Source organism: Curtobacterium sp. MCBD17_023 (assembly GCF_003224415.1).
Taxonomy (GTDB): Bacteria; Actinomycetota; Actinomycetes; order Actinomycetales; family Microbacteriaceae; genus Curtobacterium.
Genome location: NZ_QKLJ01000003.1, coordinates 300,362 through 322,805 on the forward strand (window position 1 = coordinate 300,362; position 22,444 = coordinate 322,805).

Here is a 22,444-nt window from a genome sequence, read left to right on the forward strand (position 1 = left end):
ACATCGCGCCCCGTCCCGACGGGGCGCGATGTGCGTCCGGGGGCGCGATGCCGGGTCACGCCGTGGCATCGTGGGCGCATGCGGTCGACGACGAGCGAGCTGAACTGGTCCGGCACGGTCACCTACACGGCCGAGCGCGTCGTCCGGCCGACCTCGCTGGACGACGTCGCCGACCTCGTCGCCCGGAGCCCGCGCGTCCACGGGATCGGCACACGGCACTCGTTCAACGACGTCGCGGACACCCCCGGCGTCCTGCTCGACCTCACCGCCGTGCCCACCGACCTCGTCGTCGCGGAGGACCGCCGCACGGCCACCATGGGAGCCGGCACCCGGTACGGCGTCGTCGCACCCGACCTCGACGCCGCCGGCGTCGCCCTGCACAACGAGGGCTCGCTGCCGCACATCTCGCTCGGTGGTGCGGTCGCGACCGGGACGCACGGTTCCGGCACCGCGCTCGGGTCGCTCAGCACCGCGGTCGCCGCCCTCGAGGTCGTCGGACCGGACGGCACCACGAGCACGATCCGTCGCGGTGACCCGGCGATGCAGGGCGCCGCGATCCACCTCGGCCTGCTCGGCATCGTCACGCGGGTCACCGTCGACGTGCAGCCCTCGTACCGGATGCGGCAGGACACGTACGGCCCGATCGCCTGGGACACCTTCACGGCCGGTGCCGCCGAGGTCTTCGCCGCCGGGTACTCGGTCTGCGCGTACACGGTGTTCGGCGACACCGTCTCCGAGGTGCTCGTGAAGTCCCGCGTGCCGGACGGTGCCGACGACGTCGGGGTCCCCGCCGACCTCCTCGGTGCCCCACGTCTGCCGGGTGCCCCGGGCGACGGCCACCACACCGCGCGGGACGGCTCGGTCGGGCCGTGGTGGGACCGCCTGCCGCACTTCCCGATCGACGCCGTGCCCTCCGTCGGGTCCGAGGTGCAGAGCGAGCACTTCGTCCCGCTCCGGCACGCCGCCGCCGCCCTCGACGCCCTGCGCGGGCTGGCCGACCGGATCCAGCCGCACCTGCACGTGTCGGAGCTCCGCACCATGGCCGCGGACGACCTCTGGCTCAGCCCGACACAGGGCGAGGACGTGCTCTGCATCGCGTTCACCTGGAAGAAGCACCCCGCGGAGGTCGCCGCCCTGCTGCCCGACCTGGAGGCGCGACTCGCCGCGTTCGGCGGTCGACCGCACTGGGGGAAGATGAGCTCCCTCGACGCCACGGCGGTCGCGGCGCTGTACCCACGACTGCCGGACTTCCGCGCCCTGGTCGCGACCCGCGACCCGGACCGGAAGTTCGCGTCCGCGTTCGGCGAGCGGGTGCTCGGGACCTGAGCCGTGCCTCCCGGGAGGCCCGTGGCGCGACCGGTGCGTCGGCTGCGGCGACCTGACGGAGCGCCTGCGACCGGTCGCAGGCGTCAGCCGACGGTGGTGACCGTCTTCGTCTCCCCATCCCAGTGACGCACCCCGGCGACGCCGAGCTCCTCGGGGAGCGGCACGGCCGCGAGCACCTCGAGCATCCGGGGCAGGTCGACGTCCCGCGGGTGCCGGGCGAGCGTCAGGTGCGGTGCCCACCGGCCGGGCAGCGAGGTGTCGACGCCACCGGGGGCCACGCGGTGCACCGCCTCGTGGAAGGCGGCGAGCGCGCGGTCGACCACGACGCCGACCCCGAGCACGTGCCGACCGGGGCCGGCCGGGAAGAGCAGGAGCCCGGCGGGGCGCACGGTCGACGGCAGCGCCACGTCGAAGCCGGGCGGCACGGGCAGGGTGTCCCCGGCCGCGAGCGTGACGTGCGGCGCGTTCGTCGCCGAGGTGTGGCGGCCCATGCTCGGCAGGTCGGCGTCGACCAGCGCATCCCAGAGGTCGCGCACGGCCCGCTCGGCGGCCGGGTCGAGGACGAGTTCGATGCTGCGCACACTCCGAGCCTGCCCGCCGGGGACGCCGCCCGTAACACGACGGAACGCGAATCGACCGTGTCCGCGTCGCCGTGCACACTCGTGGAGTCCCCGCCGGACGACACCGGACCGAGGACCCGACAGCACCCGTCCCTGCCACCAGGGCGACCCCCTCACGAGGAGCACCCATGACCGCCGCACCCGTCCTGCCCGACCGTCCGAAGCGCAAGCGCCCCATCGGGTGGATCGTCGCGGCCGCAGTCGTCGTCGTCGCGATCGTCGTCGCCCTCGTGGTCGTCGCCGTCCGCGGTGGCGGCTCCGAGCAGGCCGGAGCCGCCGGGTCCGGGTCCGACCGGAAGGCCCAGACCGTCACCATCGGCGTCGCGGACAAGGCGCTGCCCTACTGGAAGACCTACACGGAGCTCGCGAAGGAACGGTTGAACGTCACCGTGGAGCTGACGAACTTCGCCGACTACTCGCTGCCGAACCCCGCGCTCAAGGACGGGCAGGTCGACATCAACCAGTTCCAGCACATCCAGTACCTGGCGAACTACAACGTGACCTCGAAGGACGACCTGCAGCCGATCGGCTCCACCGCCGTCTACCCGCTCCCGCTGTACGCGACGAAGGTCGACGAGCCGTCCGACCTGCCCGAGGGCGCGAAGGTCGCCATCCCGAACGACGCCATCAACGAGGCCCGCGCCCTGCTCGTGCTGCAGGCCGCGAAGCTGCTCGAGTTGCAGGACGGCGGCAGCGCCTTCTCGACCACGGACGACATCGAGTCGGCCAAGGTCGACGTGCAGCCGCTCGACGCCTCGCAGACCGCCAACGCCCTGCAGCAGGGTTCCGTGCAGGCCGCCGTGGTCAACAACAACTTCGCGACCGCCGCCGGGCTCCCCGCGTCGGACAAGGTCTTCACCGACGACCCGACGAGCTCATCCGCCGCCCCGTACGTGAACGTCTTCGCGGTCCGCAACGAGGACAAGACGAACAAGACGTACCTCGAACTGGCCGAGCTGTTCCAGGACGACGCCGTGCAGAAGGCGTTCAAGCAGGACTACCCGGACGCGGTCTCCCGGGACCAGGACGCCGCCGAGCTGCAGGACGAGCTCGCCACGGTCGAGCAGGACGCGAAGGCGGCAGCGGAGTAGTGGCCGCCCTCGTCGAACTCCGCGGCGTCACCAAGAGCTACCGCCGCGCCGACACCGGAGAGACCGTCACCGCGGTCGAGGGTGTCGACCTCGACGTCCACCAGGGAGAGGTCCTCGGCGTCATCGGCTACTCCGGTGCCGGCAAGTCCACCCTGGTCCGACTCGTCAACGCACTCGAGCTGCCCACCTCGGGCACGGTCACGGTCGCCGGTCAGGAACTCACCGCGATCCCCGAGCGCGACCGGCGCACCGCACGTCGTCGGATCGGGATGGTCTTCCAGCAGTTCAACCTGTTCCGCTCCCGCACGATCGCCGGCAACGTCGCGTACCCGCTCAAGGTCGCCGGCGTCGCCAAGGCCGAACGCGACCGCCGCGTCGCCGAGCTGCTCGACTTCGTCGGTCTGCTCGACCGGGCACACGCCTACCCGGAACAGCTGTCCGGCGGTCAGAAGCAGCGCGTCGGCATCGCCCGGGCCCTCGCCTCGAACCCCGAGCTGCTCCTCGCCGACGAGGCCACGAGCGCCCTCGACCCGGAGACCACGTCCGAGGTGCTCGCGCTCCTCCGCCGCGTGAACCGCGAGCTCGGCGTGACGATCATCGTCATCACGCACGAGATGGACGCCGTCCGCCGGATCGCCGACCGGGTCGCCGTGATGGAGCAGGGCCGGGTCGTCGAGGTCGGGGACGTGTACGACGTGTTCTCCGCCCCGACCACCGGCGCTGCCCAGCGCTTCGTGCGCACCGCACTCCACGACCGCCCGTCCGCCGAGACCGTCACACGGTTGCGCGAGCGCCACCCGGGACGCCTCGTGTCCGTGCGGATCACCGACGAGACCGGTCTGCAGGCGCGCATCGACCAGGCGTTCCGCGATGCCGGGGTCACCGCGGAGCTCGTGTTCGGCGGGGTCACCGAGATCCGGGAGCGCCGGATCGGGTCGCTCACCTACGAACTGGGCGGGTCCGACACCGCCACCGACCGAGCCGTGGCAGCACTGCGAGCCGGCGGCATCACCGTCGACGAGGAGGCACGCGCATGAACAACTCGTTCCAGAGCGTCATCGACACCTTCGACGTGTTCCTCGCCGCGATCCGCGACACGATCGTCATGTCCCTCGTGTCACTCGTCATCGCCGGGGTCATCGGACTCGCGCTCGGCCTGCTGCTCTACGCGACCAGACCGGGCAACCTGCTCGGCAACCGCGGCGCGTACACGGTCATCAACCTGGTCGTGAACCTGGTGCGACCGATCCCGTTCGTGATCTTCCTGGCCGCGATCGCCCCGCTCTCCCGCGTGGTCGTGCAGACGACGATCGGTGTCCCCGCGGTGACGTTCGCGATCTCGCTCGCGGCGGCGTTCGCGGTGTCGCGCATCGTCGAGCAGAACCTGCTGGCGGTCGACCCCGGCGTCGTCGAGGCGGCACGGGCCTCCGGGGCGCACCCGGTGTCGATCCTGCTGACGGTGCTCATCCCCGAGGGCCTCGGGCCGCTCATCCTCGGCTACACGTTCATCTACATCGGCATCGTCGACATGACCGCGCAGGGTGCGCTCGTCGGTGGCGGTGGCCTCGGTGAGTACGCGATCACGTACGGGTCGCAGCGGTACGACTGGTGGGTCGTCTACGTGTCCGTGGCGGCGATCGTCGTGATCGTCCAGCTCGGCCAGTTCGTCGGCAACCGGCTGGCGCGGGCGACGCTCCGCCGCTGAGCCGATTCGCTGGCCCGCCAGGTTCCGCGATTCCGGCATCTCGCGCGCCGAGATGCCGGGATCCCGGAACCTCGGCGGCACGCGCGCGGCATGTCGTGCGACCTCCGCGGGCGCTGACGCGGCCTGGAGGCCCCGCCTCCGCCACGGGACCGCCGTCGGCCCGCCAGATGGACCGGTGGGGTCGCACGATGTGCCGCCGACCGGCAGGGGCAGCGGCAGGTCGTGCGACCCCGCGCAAGTGCGCAGCGCGTCGTGCGGCTACGCGGCGGGCGCGTCCTCCGCGGCCGGAGCGTCCACCGCGGCGGGCTCCTCGTAGTCCGCACGGACCAGGATCGGCCGGTGGTCGGAGATGCCCGCGGGCAGGGTCTCGACACCGGCGATGTGCAGGCCGACGCTCGTGGCGAAGTCGAAGTGCCCGGTGAACTTGCGGTAGCGCAGGTACGTCGGCTGGTCGGACAGGGACAGCGCGAAGCCGGACTCCTCGATCTTCCGGCGCAGGTTCGTCTGGAACCACGGGTAGTTGAAGTCGCCGACCATGATCGCCGGGGCCTCGCTCGACAGGTCGCGGACGAAGTCGTGCGCGGCCTCGATCTGCTTGCGGCGCAGCGAGTTCGTCGCCGTCAGGGGTGAGGCGTGGAAGGACGCGACGATGACCTCGGTGTCGGCTTCCCGGTCGTACAGGTGCATGGCGATGAGGCGCTCGTGCGCGGGTGACAGCACCCGGTCGTGCAGGGACTTCTGCAGCGAGTGGATGCCGAGGTCGCGGACGTCGAACCGGTCGTCGCGCTTGTAGATGGCGAGGCCGAGCCGGTTCGCCTGGGTGGACGCGGCGAGGGTCAGGCCGCCGACGGACGTGGCGAGGTCGGTGCTGTCGCACTCCTGCACGCAGAGCACGTCGGCCTGCGAGGACTCGGCGAGGGCCGCGAGCTCGCTGTTCGCGGTGTGCTCACGGAGGTTGTAGCTCACGACGCGCAGGGCGGTCTGCCGGACCTCGGTGGTCGAGTCTGTCGTTGCCTGTTCCTGTGGCGCCGCCATGCTGCCTTCCGTTCCGGGCCCGATCGGCCCTCTCTCCTGCGGCGGTCACGGTACTCGGACACCGCAGCAGGTTGCTGAGACTGTAGCGCGGTGCGGATCGCGGACACGTGACGTGGCGGTGGACGATCGGTGACGACCCGACCGCGTGCCGGACGACCCCGCCGCTGGCGCGCCGCACCGCCCCGTCAGCGCCCCGCCGGCTCCCGCACCCGGCGGGTCGGACGGACGGTCTCCCCCGCGGTCCGGCTCATGAGCAGCCCCTCGACGCAGGCGACGAGCAGCAGGACCGCGATCACGCCGAAGGCGACCGCGTACGGCGCCGTACCGGCGAGACCCTCCCCGCCGAGGCCCGACGCGGCACGGAGCACGACGGCGACGACGGCGACCCCGAACCCGGCCGCGGTCTGCTGCAGCGTCGACGACAGCGTGTTCGCGGCGGTCATGTCCGGCTGCTCCACGTCCGCGAACGCGATGGTGTTGTAGGCGGTGAAGCCCACCGACCGTGCGGCGCCGCTGACGACGAGGAGGACCGCGAGCAGCCAGAACGGCGTCTCCGGTGTGAGCAACACCATCGCCAGGACGGACAGCGCCGCGAGGGCGGAGGACACGACGATGACCGGACGGTACCCCCACCAGCGCAGGAACGGCGTGGTCGCGGGCTTGATGCCGAGGTTGCCGACGAAGACCCAGAGGACGGCGGACCCGGCCTCGAGTGCGGTCCACCCCCAGGCGTCCTGGAAGAGCAGCGGCAGCACGAACGGCACCGCGGACACCGCCAGGCGGAACAGGCTGCCGCCCGCGTGTGAGACACGGAAGGTCTCGAGCCGGAACGCGTCGAGCCCCATGATCGGGTGCGGTGCCCGGCGGAAGTGCCGGATCGCGAGCCAGGTGCATCCCGCACCGACGACGCCGGCGACGACGGCCGGCACGACGGGCACGGTCTCGAGGGCGAGCAACGACGCCATGACGACGAGCGCGCCGAGCCCGAGGCAGGCGAGCACCGACCCGCGCCAGTCGAACGGCACCCGCTCCGGCGCACGCTCCTGCGGGACGAGGACGAGCGCCGCGACGACGGCCACCACCCCGAACGGGATGTTGACGAGGAAGATCCAGTGCCAGGACAGCGTGTCGACGAGCACCCCGCCGAGGAAGGGCGCGATGATCGGCGCCGCGAGCGCGGGCCACGTCAGGATCGCGATCGCCGTGACGAGCTGGTCGCGACCCGCGCTCCGGAGCACCACGAGCCTCCCGACCGGCACCATCAGCGCACCGCCGAGGCCCTGCAGGATCCGCCACAGCGTCAGCTCGACGAGTCCGGTCGAGGCGGCGCAGAGCGCCGAGGCGAGCGTGAACAGCGCGATCGCGCCCACGAAGACGGTGCGGGACCCGACGCGGTCGGTGATCCACCCGCTGACCGGGATGAACACGGCCAGGGTGACGAGGTAGGCGGTGATCGCGACACCGACGGCGGCGGAGTCGACGCCGAGGTCGCGCCCCATCGCCGGTGCCGCCGTGGCCAGGATCGTCCCGTCCAGGAGCTCCATGAAGAAGGTGCCCGCCACGAGCACGGCGACCGCCGTGCTGCTCGTCCGTCGTGTCGTCGTCGTCATCGCTCCGGATGCTAGTCCGACCGCTGCGTCATCCGTGACGCGAGGTGTCCCCCCTCCCCAGCGAGTGACGACTACCGTGGAGTCGTGCCGTCTGCCCACCCCGACCTCTGCGGACCGCGCGCATGAGCCGCCTGGACGGGGTCCTCACCGGCTCGGTCGCCGCGGGTCGTCGCCGCGTGGTCGACACGGTCGTCAGCCTGCCGGCGTGGTCGGCGGTCCTGCTGCTCTGGACCGTCGGGCGCCTCGTCTCCACGATGTGGCTGATGGTCGTCTACCCGCTCGTCTCGCGCGTGCAGCCGGACAACGCCATCTGGGGCAACGACCACGGGTTCACGGCGTTCCTGACGTCGTGGGACGGGCAGTACTACGAGGCGATCTCGCTGCACGGGTACCCCTCGGTCCTGCCGATCGACGCCACCGGACACGTCGCACAGAACGCCTGGGCGTTCCTGCCCGCGTTCCCGTTCACCATCCGGCTCCTCACCGTGTCGACCGGTCTGCCGTTCACCATCGGCGCCCCGACCGTCGCGATCGTCGCCGGCCTCGTCGCGACGTTCCTGCTGCACCGCCTCGTCCAGGAGCACGCCGGTGCGACCGCGGCACTGTGGGCGGTCTTCTTCTTCACGTGCGGTCCGCTGTCGTTCCTGCTGCAGGTCGGGTACGCCGAGACCGCCTTCCTGGCGCTGACCTTCGGGGCGCTGCTGGCGATGGAACGACGGCGGTACGGGCTGCTCACCGTCCTCGGGGTCGTCGCCGCGTTCACCCGTCCCGGTGCGCTCGCCATCCCGCTGACGCTCGGTGTGCTCGCGCTCCTCCGGTACTTCGCGGCGCGGCGGACGGGCGCCCGGTCGCTCGACGGGTTCCCGGTCGCGGAGCGGGTCAAGGTCGTCGTCGCCGGGCTCGTCATGGCGGCGGCGGGATCGGCGTGGCCGGTCATCGCGGCCTGGGCGACCGGTCGTCCGGACGCGTACCTCGCGACCGAGATGTCCTGGTGGGTGAACTTCATCGGCCGGGTGCACTTCGTGCCGCTGTCGCCGTGGTTCCTCACCACCGCGAAGTGGCTCGGCGTCGGCGGCGTGCTCCTCGTCGTGCTCCTGCTCGTCCTCTACCCGCTGTGGTTGTCGCGCCGCTCCACCCGGCAGCTCGGGACCACCACGGTGATGTTCGCCGCGGGGTACGCGCTGTACGTCTTCGCGGTGTCGCTGCCGATGGCGTCCACGCCCCGGCTGCTCATGCCCCTCGCGCCGCTGATGGGGTCGCCGGAGCTGGTTGCGAAGCCGGGACTGCGGTGGACGCTGGTGGCCGGCGCCCTGGTGCTGCAGCCGGTGTTCGTCGCGCTCCTCTGGCTGCTCGGCCCGCCCTGACGGGACCGTCGCCGACGCCCGGGCTCGTGTCGGACACGACCCGGGCGGCGACGTGCGTCAGACCTCGAGCGTGCCGTGACTGCCGACGTCCGGCTGGGACTGGTGCCCGATCGCGGCCTTGAGGGTCTGCACGAGACCCCCGACCGGACCGGCGTCCTGCGTCCAGTACTCGACCGAGACGCCCTGCACCGTGAGCAGCCGGATCGACGGGTCGTCGCGCCCGTCCGGGAACCACGCCTCGGCGAACGGCGACCAGAGTTCGTCGACCACCGCGCGGTACTCGGTGACGGTCGCCGTGCCGGCGATGGAGAGGTACCCGCCCTGCGACTCGATGGCGACGTTGACGTGCGGGTTCCGGGCGATGTCCTCGACCTTCTCGCTGCCGTCCTGCACGAGGAACCGCAGCGTCCCGTGGAAGGACTTGTCCTGCACGGCGAGGGGTCGGGCGTGCAGCTGGCCGTCCTCGCTGACGGTCGTGAGCAGTGCCGTCCGTGCTCCGTGGACGATGTCGGAGATGGCGGCGCGGTGGTCGGTCTGGGTGTCGGTCATGATGCTCCTTTGCGTCGTGCGCCCCGACTGCCGGCACGAGGCCGGCTCCGTGACGCGAACCGTTCCCTCCAGTCTGCCCCGATCGGCTCGGGATGCGCGAGGGACATCTGCCGGGAGGCCCGTCCCACCCCCGCGACGCCGCTCCGGCCGCGTCGGCGCGGACGGCAGCGGTCAGGCGCGCTCGCGGATGGTCGTCTCGACGTCGACCACCTGCGGGATCCGCGGCAGCGACGCGAAGCCGAACCGCACCGGCGGGTCCAGGGGCGCGAGCTCCCCGAGGGGCTCCCCCGCCCAGGTGCCACGGACACCGACCACGTCGTGCGCCCCGGTGACGCCGTAGTACTCGCGGCGGCCGCCCCCCGCGGTGCCGGCGGTGCCCGCTCCGGGAGCGACGAGCTTCGCGACGGGGTCGATCACGGTGAGCCACCGCGGGTCGCGGGCGATGCGCTTCGGGACGATGCGGAGCACCCGACCGAGCGGGGAGATCGTGCCGACGTCGACCGAGGCGACGAGGGGCCCGGCGTCGAGTTCGAGTCCGCGCGCGGTGCGTCGGGCGCTGATGTCCACGACCGACACCGCGTCGAACCGGTAGGTGCCGGAGACGTAGGCGGCGACGATCTCGTCGGGCGCGAGGAGCACGCTCGACCCGTCGGGCAGCTCGACGAACACGTCGGTGAACGCGCCGAACGGGGACGACTCCCACATGCCGACGACGAACCGGACGCCGGAGGTGCTCCCGGCGCCGAGGATCCGTCCGCGGAACCGTCGTTCGGTGGTCTCGTTGCTCGGCGACATGCGGCAGACGGTACGCGGAGCAGCCCGGGAACCGCCGGGCGGACCGGTCAGCCCGTCCGGCGACGGGTCAGCCCGTCCGGTGGTGGATCAGGGGACGGGGACCGGCTCCGCGAGCAGCTCGCGGACGCGCGGCGCGACCCGCGTGCCGTACAGCTCGATCGACCGCATCATGTCCTCGTGCGGCAGGCGACCGGTCGCGTACCGCATGTCGAACCGGGTGACGCCGAGGATGCGCATGTTCCGCGCGATCTTGCGCGCGACGGTCTCCGGCGACCCGACGTACAGCGACCCGCCCGCGGACAGCCCGGCGCGGTAACCCACCTGGTCGAGGGGCGGCCAGCCACGCTCACGACCGAGCTGGTCGGTGACGGCCTTGTCGAACGGCCAGTAGCGCTCGGCGGCCTCCTCGTCGGTCTCGGCGACGAACCCGGGCGAGTGCATCGCGATCGGCTGCTGCGGGAGCTCGAGCTGGTCGAGCGCCTGGCGGTAGAGCCGGGCGTACGGGGCGAACTGCGCCGGCTGCCCCCCGATGATCGCGAGGAACAGCGGCATGCCGTAGGACGCGGCGCGGATGACCGACTGCGGGGACCCGCCGACGCCGATCCAGGTCGGGATGGGGCCGTGCTCGAGCTTCGGGAAGACGTCCTGCTCGACGAGCGAGGCGCGCTTCGTGCCCTGCCACGTGACGGTGTCGCCGCCACGGAGGGCGCTCCAGAGCTGCAGCTTCTCCTCGAAGAGCACCTCGTAGTCCTGCAGGTCGAAGCCGAACAGCGGGAAGGACTCGGTGAAGGACCCGCGGCCCAGGACGACCTCGGCGCGCCCGTTGGAGATCGCGTCGACGGTGGCGAAGCGCTCGTACACGCGGACCGGGTCGTCGGAGGACAGCACGGTCACGGCGGAACCGAGGTGGATGCGCTCGGTCCGGGCGGCGATCGCTGCGAGGACGACCTCGGGGGCGCTCACGGAGTAGTCGGCGCGGTGGTGCTCGCCGACGCCGATGAAGTCGATGCCCACCTGGTCGGCGAGGACGGCCTCGTCGAGTAGGTTCCGCAGCGTCTGCGCGTGGGTGAGGGGGCTGCCGGCAGGACCGTCGGTGACGTCGCCGAACGTGTCGAGGCCGAGCTGCACCGGGCCGACCCGATCGGGTGCGGGCGGCGGGACGTCCGAGGGTCGGTCCGTGCCGAAGGCGTTGCTCATGGGACCCTCCCGGATCTCGCAGTCGATCAATGCGAACGCATGAAAACTAGCACGATCGGCCGCCGACCGCACCCCCTGCCGCGGGCGAGCCGGGCACAGCGCCGCTGTGTACGGTCCACCCCATGGTGCAGTCCTCGACCCTCCCCGACCAGACCGGCCGACGCATCGTCGTCACCGGGTCCAACAGCGGCACCGGCAAGGAGGCCGCCCGCCGGCTCGCCGGGGCCGGCGCGAGCGTCGTGCTCGCGGTCCGCACCCCGTCCAAGGGCGAGGACGCCGCCGCGGAGATCCGTCGTGAGCACCCGGACGCCGACCTCGAGGTCCGGGAGCTCGACCTCGCCGACCTGTCGAGCGTGCACCGCTTCGCCGACGGCGTCATCGCCGACGACCGACCGCTCGACGTCCTCGTCAACAACGCCGGCGTGATGGCCCCGCGGGAGCGCTTCGAGACCGTCGACGGGTTCGAGCTGCAGTTCGGGACCAACTTCCTCGGCCCCTTCGCCCTGACGAACCTGCTCCTGCCGACGCTCCTCCGCGCCGAGGCGCCCCACGTGACGACCATGTCGAGCATCGCCGCGGTGCCGGGGAAGATCCACTTCGACGACCTGCAGTGGCAGCGCGGCTACCAGCCGTGGCTCGCCTACGCGCAGTCGAAGCTCGCCGACCTGCTCCTCGGGCTGCACCTGCACCAGGTCGCGATCACGCGGGAGTGGGGCCTCAGCTCGACGCTCGCGCACCCCGGCTTCACGCGGACGAACCTGCAGGCGGCGGGCCGCTCCCTGGGCCGCGACCGCCCCGTCCACGCGAGCGACCGGGCGTTCCCCTGGACGCAGGGCGTCGAGCAGGGGTCTGAGCCGCTCCTCTACGCCGCCGTGGGACCGGGTGCGGTGTCCGGCGCCTACTACGGACCGGCCGGGCCGCTCGGCCTCACCGGGCCGACGACGCTCGCACCGATCCCGCGCTCGGCACGGGGCGTCGACCTCGCGCGCTCGCTCTGGGCGGTCGCCGAGGACCTCACCGGGACCCGACTGCCGGACTGACGCCGGCGCGCGGGACCCGGGACGGGCCTCCCGGCGGACACCGCACCAACCGCCCCCCGCCGGGAGGCCCGTCCTGAGCCCTCCGAGGACGGTCAACTACGCGTGGTCGTGCGTCAGCGGCCCGTGCAGGACCCCCGGCTGTGCGAGCCGGGTGTGACGCAGCACCGTCCGCTCCGGTCCGACCGCCGCGGCGACGATCGACAGGGTCGCGAAGTGCCCCTCGGGTTCGACCGTGTCCCGCAGGATCGCGTCCGGGTCGTCGGCTGGCAGGACGGTCGACCCGTCGAGCACGTCGAACCACGGACCCCAGCCGTCCTCGTCGGCAGCCGGCCCCGTGCGGTCCACCTCGTCGGAGGGGTCCCGAGCGGGCGGACCCGTCGGCGCCGGCGCGGCGCGGAACGCGGCGAGCCACCGGCCGATCCGGGGCGCCGCCGGGTCGTCCGGCTCGCCGTGCGTGACCATGTGCACGCCGGGCCCGAGCACGGTCGTGCGGACGGCCGCCCCGTCCCAGGTGACGACCTCGGCCCCGTCGGCCGTCGCGCGCACGAGGTTGAAGGCCCGGCTCGTCGGCGCGGTGCCGGCCGCGCCCGGCAGGACGCCGTCGACCACGGCGTCGAGCGGCAGCGTGCCACGGGTCGTCCAGGACCCGTCGACTCCCGGGGTGTCCTCCCACCGGTTGAGCACGACCGCGAGCCCGGCACGGTCCGACGCGGCCAGCCACGCACCCCCGGCCTGCTGGTCGCGGACGCCCCGGACCCCGGGATCGCGGTCCGGCCACCACGCCGCCGGCGGGTCCCACGGCCGGTTCGGCGACTCGTCCCGCAGCGCGAGCATGGTCACGGGCCAGGCCGCGGCGGGATCGACACGGACGACGACGGTGCACATGACGGTGATCCTGCCACCCGGCGTCGGTGTTCCCCGCCACCGCCGGCGCTCTCCGGGGTCGCTGCTCGCACGTTCCCCCGCCGGTCGCCCGTGCGACGGCCGCACGCGTCCGCTCGGCGGGTAGCGTGAGCGCCGTGAACGAGGCAGCCCCGCAGACCGTCCGTCCCCGCACCGTCGTCGTCGGCATCACCGGCGGGATCGCCGCCTACAAGGCCGTCGGCGTCGTCCGCGACCTCGTGAAGCGCGGCCACGACGTGCACGTCGTCCCGACCGAGGGCGCGCTGCGGTTCGTCGGGCTGCCGACCCTGGAGGCGCTCAGCCGCAACCCCGTCTCCACGAGCGTCTGGGACGACGTCGCCGAGGTGCGGCACGTCGCACTCGGCCGTCGCGCCGACCTCGTCGTGATCGCCCCCGCCACCGCGGACAGCCTCGCGAAGATGGCCGCGGGCCTGGCCGGCGACCTGCTCGGCACGACCCTGCTCGCGACCGAGGCACCCGTCGTCGTCGCCCCCGCGATGCACCCGCAGATGTGGGAGCACCCGGCCACCAGGGCGAACCTCGCGACACTCCGCGCCCGTGGCGTGCACGTCGTCGGTCCCGTCGTCGGCGCCCTGACCGGCGACGACGCCGGCATCGGCCGGATGTCCGAACCGGAGGACATCGTGCGGGCCGCACTCGCCGTGCTCGACGGGACGGACAGCGGGGACGCGCACGGGGGTGCCGAGATGGCCGGAGCGGCACCGAGCCTCCACACCGGCGCCCGCGGCGAGCAGGGCGACCTGGCCGGCGTCCGCGTGGTGGTCAGCGCGGGCGGGACCCGCGAACCGCTCGACCCGGTGCGGTTCGTCGGCAACCGGTCGAGCGGCCGGCAGGGCATCGCGCTCGCCGCGGAGGCCGCGCGCCGGGGCGCGGACGTGACCCTCGTCGCCGCGAACACCGACCCCGGGCTCACCGCGGACCTGCCCGTCGAGGTCGTGCGCGTCGGGTCGGCGCAGGAGCTCGCCGCTGCCGTGCACGCCGCCGCGCCCGCAGCCGACGTCGTCGTGATGACCGCGGCGGTCGCCGACTACCGGCCGGCCGAGGTGCTCGAGTCGAAGCTCAAGAAGGAGCAGCAGGGCGACCGGATGACGCTCGAACTCGTGAAGAACCCGGACGTCCTGGCCGAACTCGTCGCCGCCCGGCGGGTCGGGCAGGTCATCGTGGGCTTCGCCGCGGAGACCGAACCCGACCGCGAGGCGCGCATCGAGCTCGGGCGCGCGAAGATCGCCCGGAAGCCGGCCGACCTGCTCGTCGTCAACCACGTCGGCTGGTCGCACGGCTTCGAGCGCGAGGAGAACGCGATCGAGGTCCTGGTGCCCGGCGGCGAGGTCGTCCGCGAGACCTCCGGGTCGAAGGCCGACGTCGCCACGGCCGTCCTCGACCTGGTCGCGACCGCGCTGACCTGAGTGGTGCCGCCGTCCGGGGCACGCGCGCCTCCCGACCCGCGATGCCGACCCCGGACCGACCTGGGCGTGCGCCGGGGCACGACGGGCACGATGGAGCGATGCGACGGCGGACCAGACGTGCACGACGTGCGACGAGGACCGCCGGTGTCCTCGCCCTCATCCTCGGCGGTGCGGGCGTGACGCACTTCCTCCGGCCCCGCGGGTACGACCGCATCGTGCCGGACGCCCTCCCGCCACGGACGACCACCCTCGCGTCCGGCGTCGCCGAGCTCGGCATCGCCGCCGGGCTCCTCGTCCCGGCGACCCGACGCGGTGCCGGGTGGGCCGCTGCGGCGCTCTTCCTCGCCGTCTTCCCCGCGAACCTCAAGATGGCCGGGGACCTGCTCGACAGCCCCCGGTCCAGCCGGACCGCACGCCTGGTCGCCGTCCTCCGTCTGCCCCTGCAGGCCCCGCTCGTCGCGTGGGCCGTGCGGGTGGCCCGACACGCCCCACGCCGATGAGCGAGGCCGCGCCCACGCCGGCGCCGGGACGGGGTGCACCGCGGTCCCGGGCCTCCGTCGCGTTGCTGCACCGACCGGTCACGGTCCACGCCTGGGACGACATCGTGTTCGCGCACTGGCGCTGCGAACCCGAGACGCTCGCACGGCTGGTCCCGCGCGGCACCCGTCCGGACGTCGTCGACGGCAGCGCCTGGGTCGGGCTCGTCGCCTACGTGTTCCGTGAGACGCAGGTCCCACCGTTCCCGCCGTCCACCCGCCTCGGCAGGATGACCGAGGTCACGATCGAGGTCCTCACGGTCGACGACGCCGGCCGCCGCGGGATCGCGTACCTGACCGTGGACACGCCGAACGTCCCCGCCATCGTCGCCGCCCACGCGCTGCTCGGCGTGCCGTACACGTTCGCTTGGGCACGCTCCCGTCGCCGCGGCGAGACCGTCGGCCACCGGTCCGTCCGGCACCCCGGGCGCGTGCGGCACCCGATCCGTGCGGTCCGCCTGGCCCGCGCGGCCCGCCGGACGCCAGGCCCGTCCACCGTCCGGCACGCCGCCTCGGTGCGCGCCGTCGCCGGCGAGGTCGACCGCTCACCGTTGGCCGCCGAGCTGACCACCCGTGCCGGCATCCACGCACGGCTGCTCGCGCAGACCCTGTTCTGGCAGCGCCAGCACCCGCCGCTCACCGTGCGGTCCGCCCGACTCGAACGGCTCGAGGGCGACCTGCCCGACGCGGTCGGCCTGCCGGGCCTGTTCGACCGGGCTCCCGACTCCGTGCTCGTCGTCGACGGCACCACTGTCCGCTACGCCTGGGGGGACGTCGTCCGATGAGCACCGTGCACGACGGGTCGGACGGCGACGACCCGTTCGACCTCGACCGCTTCGTGACGGCCCAACACGGCGTGCACGAGACCGCGCTCGCCGAGCTCCGGTCCGGGCGGAAACGGTCGCACTGGATGTGGTTCGTGTTCCCGCAGGTCGCCGGCCTCGGTCGGAGCTCGACCGCCCGCCACTACGCGGTGACCGGCCTGCCGGAAGCCCGGGCGGTCCTCGCACACCCGGTGCTCGGACCGCGACTGCTCGACGCCGCGGCCGCGGCCGTCGACGCGCCGGCGGACTCGGCCGAGGACCTGTTCGGCGGCATCGACGCCGTGAAGGCCCGGTCGTCGATGACCCTGTTCGCCCGTGCCGCCGACGACCCGGCACCGTTCCGGGCCGTCCTGGAGCGGTGGTTCGACGGCCACGAGGACCCCGCGACGCTGCGCCTGCTCGACCTGGGCTGACCACATCCTGCCGGTAGCACATCAGGTACGGTGAGGAGGCCCCCGCCCCCGATCCGGAAGGTCCTCGCATGCCGATCCCCAGCACCGCCCCGACCGAGCACAAGCTGCTCCGCGACACCGTCCGGCAGAAGATCCACGAGGCGATCATGGACGGGACCCTCGAGCCCGGGGAGCGCCTGAACGACGAGGAGCTCATCGCCTGGCTCGGCGTCTCCCGGACCCCCATCCGCGAGGCCCTCAGCCAGCTCGCCCGGGCAGGGCTCATCGAGATGGCACCGAACCGGTACACGCGCGTGACGACCCCGGACCCGGCGCAGGTCGTCGAGGCCATGCAGACGCTCGGCGTGCTGTTCGGCGGCGTCGTCCGGCTGGCCGTGCCGCGTCTGTCGGTGGCCGCGCGGAAGCGGATCCTGTCGGCGCTCGACACGACCGTCACCGAGCTCGAGGCACACGACGTCCCGGCGGTGAACCGTGGCGCCCTCGGGGTCTTCGCGCTGTACGTCGACGAGTGCGGCAACGCGGACCTGCAGCGTGTCTGCCGCGACACGATGGACGGCCTGGCCTTCCGGCTGCGGTTGCCGGACCTCGACCGGCTCGTCGACTGGGACCGGATGACCGAGGACTTCCGGCGGCTCCGGACGGCCACGGCCGACGGGGACAACGTCGCCGCGGAGCTCGCCACCGAGGCCATCCACCTCCTCCCGGGCGAGAAGCGGTGACCCCGTCGCCGTCGATTCCCTGAACGTCCACACAGGGTCGGGGCGGGCCGACCGGGAGCAGGGCCTGGCCTCGTCACCGGACACGGTCCCGCCGATCCCGGCGGTCACGCTCGTGTCCCCCGATCTGCACCGCCCCGGCGACCGCTACGATCGTGCTCACCACCCGACCGATCCCTGCGGAGCAGCCATGACCGACCTCGACCCGGACCGCACCGAGGTCGCCGCACGACTCGCCGCGGCGGTCGGTCGGATCAACCGGCGGGCGCGCACCGACTCCGCGTCACTCGGCTACGGCATCGTGTCGGCACTCGCCTCCATCGTGCAGCACGGCCCCCTCCGCCCCGGCGACTTGTCGCGGATCGAGGTCGTCACCAAGCCGACGATGACCCGCATCCTGACCGAGCTCGAGCAGCGCGGCTTCATCGAGCGCGACGCCGATCCGCGCGACGGCCGGGCCTTCATGGTGAGTGCGACACCCGCCGGCGTGGACGCCGTCGACGCGGCCCGTTCGGAGCGCACCGGCATCGTCGCCGGCCTCATCGCGGAACTGTCCCCCGACGACGTCGACGCGATCGCCCGCGCCCTCGACGCACTGGAGCGCGTCGCCCAGAGTCCGACCGCCCGGGCGGCCGGGTCCTCCTGAGCGCTCGCGCCTCGTTACCGAACCGTTACCGGGCCTCCGGCCGGTCTCCGGTGCGCAGGTGCTGACGACACGTCCAGGATCACGGGTCATCGTGGCGGCTTCGCCCCGCGGGTGACCTGAGCGTCACCGCGCCGCGGCGGAACGGACGGGCCCCACACCACCGTCCGCTCCTCCCCCGGCTCGCGGGTCCACGCGACGACGCGGACGGCAGGGCCCCCACCCCTGTCGTCTCCCCGGTGCGCCCGACCGTCCCCGACGCTCGGCCGCACCGGTGTCCGGCGTGCGCCCGACCCGCGCACCCGTCCGGACAGCCGTCCACCGAGGACCCGCACCACGAGCCGGCCGATCCCCGGAAACCATGACGCGAACCACTCCCCGCACCGGTGCCCCGGCACCCGGCACCCGCCGTGCCGCCCTCGACACCCCCTCCCGTCGCATGCGTCGGACCCTGCGCAAGCACGGCGTCCTCCTCGCCGGCGGGGCCGCGGTCGTCGCGATCGCCGGCGGCGCCCTCACCGTGACGCAGCCCGCACTCGGCGACGCGCTCGGCGTGCCCAGCGCCTCCGCGACCTCCGGCCTGAGCGGCACCGACCTCGGCCGGGCCCAGGCCGCAGCGACGGTCGCGACCGCCCGCACCGTCGTGCAGGACGCCAACGACGAGACCGACACCGCCGAGCTCGAGCAGCACATCGCATCGCTGGCGGACATCCGTTCGCTGTCCGGCTCGGCGCTGACCGAACGCATCGCCGCGACCGTCGACACCACGCAGGAGGTCGCTCAGGCGAGCGCCGACCAGGACGCGCAGGACGCCGCCGACCGGCAGGCGGCAGCGCAGCGGGCTGCCGACCGGGCGGCCGCGGCGGAGGCAGCCGCCGCTCGTGCCGCGGCGGAACGGGCTGCCGCCGAAGCGCAGGCCCGCGCGAACACCCCCGCCGGGGCGAAGACCGTGGCGGCGTCGATGGCGGCGTCCGAGTACGGCTGGGGCGCGGACCAGTTCCAGTGCCTCGACAGCCTGTGGACGAAGGAGTCCGGCTGGGACTACCAGGCCGTCAACCCGGACGGCGGCGCGACCGGCATCCCGCAGGCGCTCCCCGGCTCGAAGATGGCCTCGGTCGCCGCCGACTGGCAGACGAACGCCAGCACCCAGATCACCTGGGGCCTGCGCTACATCGACGCCTCCTACGGCACCCCGTGCAGCGCGTGGTCGCACTCGCAGGCGGTCAACTGGTACTGAACCGGGCAGCCCGCTGACGCGACCGCCAGACGACCCGGGCCGACCGGGTGGCGAGCGAGCGACGCGACGGGCCGGTGTCGGGCCTCCCGTCCGGCGCAGCCCGGGCCGAGGACGACCGTCAGCCGATGCGCGCGACCCGCACGTCGATGCGGGTCGGTGTCCGACCTGCGGCGGACGCGGCCGCGAGCGCGGCGTCGTGGACGGCATGTGCGACGGCGGGGGCCGGCGCGCTCCCGTCCGTCCCGATGACCAGGTGGAGCACCGGACCGTCGACGCCGACGCGCGCACCGGCCGGGCCCGCACCGGCAGCGCCGGGGGCGAGGCGCCGGACGGCCGCGACGGCGCTGCCGATGGTCGGCCGCGGCCGGTAGAGGTCGGTGACGCCGGGGACGGCGAGCACGGCGGCCTCGACCGTTAGGAGCGTCTCCGCGGTCCAGGGTGTGGCGGTCTCGTCGGTGACGTCGCCGCCGGTGGTGGTCTGGTCGGTCATCGCGAGGTCTCCTCGTCCGTGGTCCGCTCGTCCGTCGTCCGGGGTGTGATGAGGTCACGGACGACGACGTCCACCGCGACCACGGTCAGGTCGGTCTGCGTGGCGAGTGCCTCCTCGACGGCCAGCCGCACGGCGTCCGCGGTCGGGACGAGCCGGTGGCCGGCGACCACGGCGATCTCCACCGAGACCCGCACTGGTGCCGCGAGCGCCGTCACGTCACCGTCGAGCAGACAGCGGGAGACGACCACGCCGGGGACCTCGTCGCCGGCACGACGGACGAGTGACCGGACGGCACCCTCGGTCAGGACTGGGCGCTCGGTCGGGGCCGCGGCGCGCAGCGGGATGTCCCGTCCGGCGCGGACCTCGAGCGAGATGTTCGCCAGGACGCCGCCGATCCAGGATTCGTCGGCGGGCGGCTCGGCCTCGGCCGCCTGGTCGAGCGACGCGAGCGAGGCGTGTCGCACCCGCAGGATGGCGGCGAGGGCGTTCTGGCACGCGGGGCTGTCGTCGATGGTGGGGTCCGCCGGCTGCATCCCGGCGTCGAGGTAGTCGGAGAGCTCGTCGATCGTGTGCCCGTCCAGGTCCTCGGGCTCGAGGGTCGCGAGGCCGGGCTCGTCCGGCACGGGCGCGCCGTCCGGTCCGGGCGCACCGTCCGGTCCGGACGCGGCGGTCGGTTCGGGTGCGGCGGTCATCGCCATCCCTCCATGAGTCGGATCATGTTCTTCCGGGCGCGGGACAGGATCCCGCGGACGGTCGACGTCGGCAGGCCGAGCTCCTCGGCGATGTCCTCGTAGCGGTACTCGAGGACCTCCTTCATCACCCAGCACCGGCGTTGGTCGACGGGCAGTGCGCTGAGAGCGCGGTCGACGGCGTCCTCGCGGGAGTGCGCCTCGGCGACCCGCTCGGGGGCCGCGTCGGACGGTGCAGCGACCTCGAGTTCGGTGACGTCGTCGTGGTCCCGGCGCGACCGGATGCGGTCCAGGCACTTCCGGCTGAGGATGCGCATCAGCCAGGCCTTGACCCGCCGGCGGTCCTCGAGCCCGTCGAGTCGGTTCCAGGCGGTGATGAAGGTCTCCTGGACCACGTCGTCGAGCTCGTCCGTCGACCCGAGCGTGCGTCGCGCGTAGGCCCGGAGCAGCGGCGTGTGTCGTCGGATGAGGACCTCGAACGCCCGGACGTCACCGTCGGTGGCACGGTCGGCGAGCACCTCGTCGTCGAGGTCGACGAGATCCGTCCGGTGTTGCTGCGGCTGCACAGTTTCCTTTTACTGGGAGCGGTTGCGAACGGCCCGCGTGTCGGCGGTCCGGAGCGCTCGGACACCGATGAGACGGACGCCGGCGCCGGATCGTCACACCGGATCCGGCGTGCCCGATGCGCACGGGTGCGCGCCCGGGCCGACGTACGGCAGGCTGTCCCCATGTCCGTCGTCACCGCCGTCTGCCGCGTCGACCAGCTGCTCCGGGACTCCGGCACGATCGGCATCACCGCGATCGACAAGCGACCGGTGCCGGGTCCGGTCCGCGTCCGTCCCCTCGGCCTGCACGCCGACGTGCAGGCGGACCGGAAGCACCACGGCGGTGAGGACCAGGCCGTCTACGTGTACGCCGACGAGGACGCCGCGTACTTCGCCGGACAGCTCGACAGACCGATCCCGCCCGGGCTCTTCGGCGAGAACCTGCGCACCTCCGGCATCGACGTCACCGGCCTCGTCATCGGCGAGCGGTGGCGGATCGGCGAGGTCCTGGAACTCGAGGCGACGATCCCGCGGACCCCGTGCGGCACCTTCGCCCGGCGGATGGGGGTCGACAAGTGGGTCAAGCGCTTCGCGGAGGAGGGCCGCCCCGGTGCGTACTTCCGCGTCAAGCGCTCCGGCCCCGTGGCCGCGGGCGACACCGTGACGGTGCTGGCGCGCCCCGAGCACGGCGTCACGATCGGGCAGATGTTCGCCGGACTCAGCGCGGACCAGGCAGCTGCCGTACTCGCCTCGGGTGACGGGCTCGCTCCGAAGGTCGTCCGGGAGGCCCAGCTCGCGCTCCGGCGCGCCGCCGTCTGACCGGGGACGGCCGGGTCAGGGCTGCTGAGCACCGCGGGTCGGGTCGAGTGGACGACGGGCACGGGGCAGGCCTGCGACGACGAGGTCCCACGCGTTCGCGACGAGGTCCTCGACGAACGCCTCGTCGAGTCCGGGTCCCGGGGAGAGCGTGATCCAGTGGCGCTTGTCCATGTGCCAGCCCGGCGTGACCTCGGCGAGGTCCCGCACCAGCGCGGCGCCGTGCGGCGGCGCGCACTTGAGGGTGACGATCGCGACGCCGCGGAGTTCGGTCGTCATCACGAACATCTTCTCGACGACCTTGTAGACGTCCGTGCCCTCGCCGAAGGGCTGCGTCTCGGTCACTGCCGGGAGGGCCATCGCCGTCCGTGCGGCGACCGACTGCAGGGTGCTGCCTTCCATGCACCCATGATGACGGGGACCAGGGACACCGACGGGACGGAACGGGTCGCGGTGTCGAGGCCGGGTCGGTGCATGCCTCGATCGGGGGGTGAAGATGCCTCATCGATTCGCAGTACCCTCGTCCTGCCTGCGTACCCGACGCCGGTCATCGCTCCGGAGGAACCGCCATGAAGACCACCCGCACCCTCGGCGTCACCGCCCTCGCGCTCGCGCTCACCGTCGGCGGCGTCGTCGGCACCGCGACCAGCGCCTCCGCGGCCCCGAAGACCTACGCGAACTGCACCGCCGTCCACAAGGTGTACTCGGGCGGCATCGCGAAGAAGTCGGTCACGAAGAACAAGGTGACCTCCGCCGGGAAGACGTCGTACCGCGCACTCAAGGGCACCGTGAAGAAGGACGACGCGCTCTACAACGCGAACAAGAAGATGGACCGCGACGCCGACGGGATCGCCTGCGAGAAGAGCTGACCGC

The 22,444-nt window shown here is 73.4% G+C and carries 26 protein-coding genes; 15 read left to right on the forward strand and 11 right to left on the reverse strand.

Annotation, left to right across the window (positions count from 1 at the left end; genetic code table 11):
- Positions 1 to 78: 78 nt before the first annotated feature.
- On the forward strand, positions 79 to 1,326 hold the full coding sequence (locus DEI84_RS06205) for a D-arabinono-1,4-lactone oxidase (RefSeq protein ID WP_110890067.1): 1,248 nt from the start codon (positions 79 to 81) through the stop codon (positions 1,324 to 1,326).
- 83 nt (positions 1,327 to 1,409) lie between these two features.
- Here DEI84_RS06205 and DEI84_RS06210 read toward each other — a convergent pair whose 3' ends face one another.
- A complete protein-coding gene (locus DEI84_RS06210) occupies positions 1,410 to 1,907 on the reverse strand; it encodes a 2'-5' RNA ligase family protein (RefSeq protein WP_110824690.1) in 498 nt (165 codons plus the stop codon).
- A 167-nt stretch (positions 1,908 to 2,074) separates the two neighbouring features.
- On the opposite strand from DEI84_RS06210, the gene DEI84_RS06215 reads away from it, so the two are divergent.
- The 3 genes from DEI84_RS06215 to DEI84_RS06225 are packed head-to-tail and all read left to right on the forward strand — an operon-like array spanning position 2,075 to position 4,742.
- A complete protein-coding gene (locus DEI84_RS06215) occupies positions 2,075 to 3,037 on the forward strand; it encodes a MetQ/NlpA family ABC transporter substrate-binding protein (RefSeq protein WP_110890068.1) in 963 nt (320 codons plus the stop codon).
- Entirely contained in the window at positions 3,037 to 4,074 is a 1,038-nt protein-coding gene (locus DEI84_RS06220) for a methionine ABC transporter ATP-binding protein (RefSeq protein ID WP_110824692.1), read from the forward strand. The genes DEI84_RS06215 and DEI84_RS06220 overlap by 1 nt, the downstream gene beginning before the upstream one ends.
- Positions 4,071 to 4,742, forward strand: a complete 672-nt coding sequence (locus tag DEI84_RS06225) for a methionine ABC transporter permease (RefSeq protein WP_110824693.1) — start codon at positions 4,071 to 4,073, stop codon at positions 4,740 to 4,742. The genes DEI84_RS06220 and DEI84_RS06225 overlap by 4 nt, the downstream gene beginning before the upstream one ends.
- A 258-nt stretch (positions 4,743 to 5,000) precedes the next feature.
- Here DEI84_RS06225 and DEI84_RS06230 read toward each other — a convergent pair whose 3' ends face one another.
- On the reverse strand, positions 5,001 to 5,777 hold the full coding sequence (locus DEI84_RS06230) for an endonuclease/exonuclease/phosphatase family protein (RefSeq protein ID WP_110890069.1): 777 nt from the start codon (positions 5,775 to 5,777) through the stop codon (positions 5,001 to 5,003).
- Between the two features lie 185 nt (positions 5,778 to 5,962).
- The gene (locus tag DEI84_RS06235) at positions 5,963 to 7,387 is read right to left on the reverse strand and encodes an MFS transporter (RefSeq protein ID WP_110890070.1); all 1,425 of its coding nucleotides are present in this window, start codon (positions 7,385 to 7,387) and stop codon (positions 5,963 to 5,965) included.
- 122 nt (positions 7,388 to 7,509) lie between these two features.
- Between DEI84_RS06235 and DEI84_RS06240 the strand changes: the two genes are divergently transcribed.
- Positions 7,510 to 8,751 (forward strand): hypothetical protein, encoded by a 1,242-nt coding sequence (locus DEI84_RS06240; RefSeq protein WP_110890071.1) that lies wholly within the window; start codon positions 7,510 to 7,512, stop codon positions 8,749 to 8,751.
- Between the two features lie 57 nt (positions 8,752 to 8,808).
- Here the strand turns inward: DEI84_RS06240 and DEI84_RS06245 are convergent, their stop codons facing one another.
- The 3 genes from DEI84_RS06245 to DEI84_RS06255 form a co-directional block, all read right to left on the reverse strand.
- On the reverse strand, positions 8,809 to 9,300 hold the full coding sequence (locus DEI84_RS06245) for a pyridoxamine 5'-phosphate oxidase family protein (RefSeq protein ID WP_110890072.1): 492 nt from the start codon (positions 9,298 to 9,300) through the stop codon (positions 8,809 to 8,811).
- Positions 9,301 to 9,471: 171 nt separating this feature from the next.
- Complete coding sequence (locus tag DEI84_RS06250) at positions 9,472 to 10,095, reverse strand: hypothetical protein (protein WP_110824698.1); 624 nt, start codon at positions 10,093 to 10,095, stop codon at positions 9,472 to 9,474.
- Positions 10,096 to 10,182: 87 nt separating this feature from the next.
- Entirely contained in the window at positions 10,183 to 11,292 is a 1,110-nt protein-coding gene (locus DEI84_RS06255; RefSeq protein ID WP_110890073.1) for an LLM class flavin-dependent oxidoreductase, read from the reverse strand.
- Between the two features lie 122 nt (positions 11,293 to 11,414).
- Here DEI84_RS06255 and DEI84_RS06260 point away from each other — a divergent pair, with 122 nt between their 5' ends.
- The gene (locus DEI84_RS06260) at positions 11,415 to 12,332 is read left to right on the forward strand and encodes an SDR family oxidoreductase (protein WP_110890074.1); all 918 of its coding nucleotides are present in this window, start codon (positions 11,415 to 11,417) and stop codon (positions 12,330 to 12,332) included.
- A 96-nt stretch (positions 12,333 to 12,428) separates the two neighbouring features.
- On the opposite strand, the gene DEI84_RS06265 is transcribed toward DEI84_RS06260, so the two are convergent.
- A complete protein-coding gene (locus tag DEI84_RS06265) occupies positions 12,429 to 13,217 on the reverse strand; it encodes an NRDE family protein (protein ID WP_110890075.1) in 789 nt (262 codons plus the stop codon).
- Positions 13,218 to 13,351: 134 nt separating this feature from the next.
- Here DEI84_RS06265 and DEI84_RS06270 point away from each other — a divergent pair, with 134 nt between their 5' ends.
- From DEI84_RS06270 to DEI84_RS15615, 7 genes are all read left to right on the forward strand, one after another.
- Positions 13,352 to 14,662: a phosphopantothenate--cysteine ligase family flavoprotein gene (locus tag DEI84_RS06270; protein ID WP_110890192.1), complete on the forward strand. Its 1,311-nt coding sequence runs from the start codon at positions 13,352 to 13,354 to the stop codon at positions 14,660 to 14,662.
- A gap of 98 nt (positions 14,663 to 14,760) precedes the next feature.
- Entirely contained in the window at positions 14,761 to 15,162 is a 402-nt protein-coding gene (locus DEI84_RS06275) for a hypothetical protein (RefSeq protein WP_110890076.1), read from the forward strand.
- Positions 15,159 to 15,983 carry a YqjF family protein gene (locus DEI84_RS06280; RefSeq protein ID WP_110890077.1) on the forward strand — a complete coding sequence of 275 codons (825 nt, stop codon included), beginning with the start codon at positions 15,159 to 15,161 and terminating at the stop codon, positions 15,981 to 15,983. The genes DEI84_RS06275 and DEI84_RS06280 overlap by 4 nt, the downstream gene beginning before the upstream one ends.
- A complete protein-coding gene (locus DEI84_RS06285; RefSeq protein ID WP_110890078.1) occupies positions 15,980 to 16,435 on the forward strand; it encodes a DUF1810 domain-containing protein in 456 nt (151 codons plus the stop codon). Before DEI84_RS06280 ends, DEI84_RS06285 begins: the two co-directional genes overlap by 4 nt.
- Before the next feature lie 68 nt (positions 16,436 to 16,503).
- On the forward strand, positions 16,504 to 17,154 hold the full coding sequence (locus DEI84_RS06290; RefSeq protein WP_110890079.1) for a GntR family transcriptional regulator: 651 nt from the start codon (positions 16,504 to 16,506) through the stop codon (positions 17,152 to 17,154).
- A 187-nt stretch (positions 17,155 to 17,341) separates the two neighbouring features.
- Positions 17,342 to 17,797, forward strand: coding sequence for a MarR family winged helix-turn-helix transcriptional regulator (locus tag DEI84_RS06295; RefSeq protein ID WP_110890080.1), 456 nt, complete (start codon positions 17,342 to 17,344; stop codon positions 17,795 to 17,797).
- Between the two features lie 358 nt (positions 17,798 to 18,155).
- Positions 18,156 to 19,031, forward strand: coding sequence for a phospholipase (locus DEI84_RS15615; RefSeq protein WP_181420364.1), 876 nt, complete (start codon positions 18,156 to 18,158; stop codon positions 19,029 to 19,031).
- A gap of 118 nt (positions 19,032 to 19,149) precedes the next feature.
- Here DEI84_RS15615 and DEI84_RS06305 read toward each other — a convergent pair whose 3' ends face one another.
- From DEI84_RS06305 to DEI84_RS06315, 3 genes are read right to left on the reverse strand one after another with little or no spacing between them, the layout of a single operon-like run.
- Positions 19,150 to 19,521 (reverse strand): hypothetical protein, encoded by a 372-nt coding sequence (locus DEI84_RS06305; protein WP_110890081.1) that lies wholly within the window; start codon positions 19,519 to 19,521, stop codon positions 19,150 to 19,152.
- Positions 19,518 to 20,213, reverse strand: a complete 696-nt coding sequence (locus DEI84_RS06310) for a hypothetical protein (RefSeq protein ID WP_146236318.1) — start codon at positions 20,211 to 20,213, stop codon at positions 19,518 to 19,520. The genes DEI84_RS06305 and DEI84_RS06310 overlap by 4 nt, the downstream gene beginning before the upstream one ends.
- Positions 20,210 to 20,776 carry an RNA polymerase sigma factor gene (locus tag DEI84_RS06315; RefSeq protein WP_110824709.1) on the reverse strand — a complete coding sequence of 189 codons (567 nt, stop codon included), beginning with the start codon at positions 20,774 to 20,776 and terminating at the stop codon, positions 20,210 to 20,212. Before DEI84_RS06315 ends, DEI84_RS06310 begins: the two co-directional genes overlap by 4 nt.
- A gap of 162 nt (positions 20,777 to 20,938) precedes the next feature.
- Here DEI84_RS06315 and DEI84_RS06320 point away from each other — a divergent pair, with 162 nt between their 5' ends.
- Positions 20,939 to 21,574 (forward strand): MOSC domain-containing protein, encoded by a 636-nt coding sequence (locus DEI84_RS06320; protein WP_110890083.1) that lies wholly within the window; start codon positions 20,939 to 20,941, stop codon positions 21,572 to 21,574.
- A gap of 15 nt (positions 21,575 to 21,589) precedes the next feature.
- Here the strand turns inward: DEI84_RS06320 and DEI84_RS06325 are convergent, their stop codons facing one another.
- Positions 21,590 to 21,973, reverse strand: coding sequence for an MmcQ/YjbR family DNA-binding protein (locus tag DEI84_RS06325; RefSeq protein ID WP_110890084.1), 384 nt, complete (start codon positions 21,971 to 21,973; stop codon positions 21,590 to 21,592).
- 167 nt (positions 21,974 to 22,140) lie between these two features.
- On the opposite strand from DEI84_RS06325, the gene DEI84_RS06330 reads away from it, so the two are divergent.
- Positions 22,141 to 22,440, forward strand: coding sequence for an excalibur calcium-binding domain-containing protein (locus DEI84_RS06330; RefSeq protein ID WP_110824712.1), 300 nt, complete (start codon positions 22,141 to 22,143; stop codon positions 22,438 to 22,440).
- Positions 22,441 to 22,444 lie beyond the last annotated feature (4 nt).

What these genes read in the sequence shown, in the direction of transcription:
- DEI84_RS06205 (WP_110890067.1), top strand. Translation starts at nt 79, where the DNA reads ATGCGGTCGACGACGAGCGAGCTGAACTGGTCCGGCACGGTCACCTAC.
- DEI84_RS06215 (WP_110890068.1), top strand. Translation starts at nt 2,075, where the DNA reads ATGACCGCCGCACCCGTCCTGCCCGACCGTCCGAAGCGCAAGCGCCCC.
- DEI84_RS06225 (WP_110824693.1), top strand. Translation starts at nt 4,071, where the DNA reads ATGAACAACTCGTTCCAGAGCGTCATCGACACCTTCGACGTGTTCCTC.
- DEI84_RS06230 (WP_110890069.1), bottom strand. Translation starts at nt 5,777, where the DNA reads ATGGCGGCGCCACAGGAACAGGCAACGACAGACTCGACCACCGAGGTC.
- DEI84_RS06235 (WP_110890070.1), bottom strand. Translation starts at nt 7,387, where the DNA reads ATGACGACGACGACACGACGGACGAGCAGCACGGCGGTCGCCGTGCTC.
- DEI84_RS06240 (WP_110890071.1), top strand. Translation starts at nt 7,510, where the DNA reads ATGAGCCGCCTGGACGGGGTCCTCACCGGCTCGGTCGCCGCGGGTCGT.
- DEI84_RS06245 (WP_110890072.1), bottom strand. Translation starts at nt 9,300, where the DNA reads ATGACCGACACCCAGACCGACCACCGCGCCGCCATCTCCGACATCGTC.
- DEI84_RS06250 (WP_110824698.1), bottom strand. Translation starts at nt 10,095, where the DNA reads ATGTCGCCGAGCAACGAGACCACCGAACGACGGTTCCGCGGACGGATC.
- DEI84_RS06255 (WP_110890073.1), bottom strand. Translation starts at nt 11,292, where the DNA reads ATGAGCAACGCCTTCGGCACGGACCGACCCTCGGACGTCCCGCCGCCC.
- DEI84_RS06260 (WP_110890074.1), top strand. Translation starts at nt 11,415, where the DNA reads ATGGTGCAGTCCTCGACCCTCCCCGACCAGACCGGCCGACGCATCGTC.
- DEI84_RS06265 (WP_110890075.1), bottom strand. Translation starts at nt 13,217, where the DNA reads ATGTGCACCGTCGTCGTCCGTGTCGATCCCGCCGCGGCCTGGCCCGTG.
- DEI84_RS06275 (WP_110890076.1), top strand. Translation starts at nt 14,761, where the DNA reads ATGCGACGGCGGACCAGACGTGCACGACGTGCGACGAGGACCGCCGGT.
- DEI84_RS06280 (WP_110890077.1), top strand. Translation starts at nt 15,159, where the DNA reads ATGAGCGAGGCCGCGCCCACGCCGGCGCCGGGACGGGGTGCACCGCGG.
- DEI84_RS06285 (WP_110890078.1), top strand. Translation starts at nt 15,980, where the DNA reads ATGAGCACCGTGCACGACGGGTCGGACGGCGACGACCCGTTCGACCTC.
- DEI84_RS06290 (WP_110890079.1), top strand. Translation starts at nt 16,504, where the DNA reads ATGCCGATCCCCAGCACCGCCCCGACCGAGCACAAGCTGCTCCGCGAC.
- DEI84_RS06295 (WP_110890080.1), top strand. Translation starts at nt 17,342, where the DNA reads ATGACCGACCTCGACCCGGACCGCACCGAGGTCGCCGCACGACTCGCC.
- DEI84_RS15615 (WP_181420364.1), top strand. Translation starts at nt 18,156, where the DNA reads ATGACGCGAACCACTCCCCGCACCGGTGCCCCGGCACCCGGCACCCGC.
- DEI84_RS06305 (WP_110890081.1), bottom strand. Translation starts at nt 19,521, where the DNA reads ATGACCGACCAGACCACCACCGGCGGCGACGTCACCGACGAGACCGCC.
- DEI84_RS06310 (WP_146236318.1), bottom strand. Translation starts at nt 20,213, where the DNA reads ATGACCGCCGCACCCGAACCGACCGCCGCGTCCGGACCGGACGGTGCG.
- DEI84_RS06320 (WP_110890083.1), top strand. Translation starts at nt 20,939, where the DNA reads ATGTCCGTCGTCACCGCCGTCTGCCGCGTCGACCAGCTGCTCCGGGAC.
- DEI84_RS06325 (WP_110890084.1), bottom strand. Translation starts at nt 21,973, where the DNA reads ATGGAAGGCAGCACCCTGCAGTCGGTCGCCGCACGGACGGCGATGGCC.
- DEI84_RS06330 (WP_110824712.1), top strand. Translation starts at nt 22,141, where the DNA reads ATGAAGACCACCCGCACCCTCGGCGTCACCGCCCTCGCGCTCGCGCTC.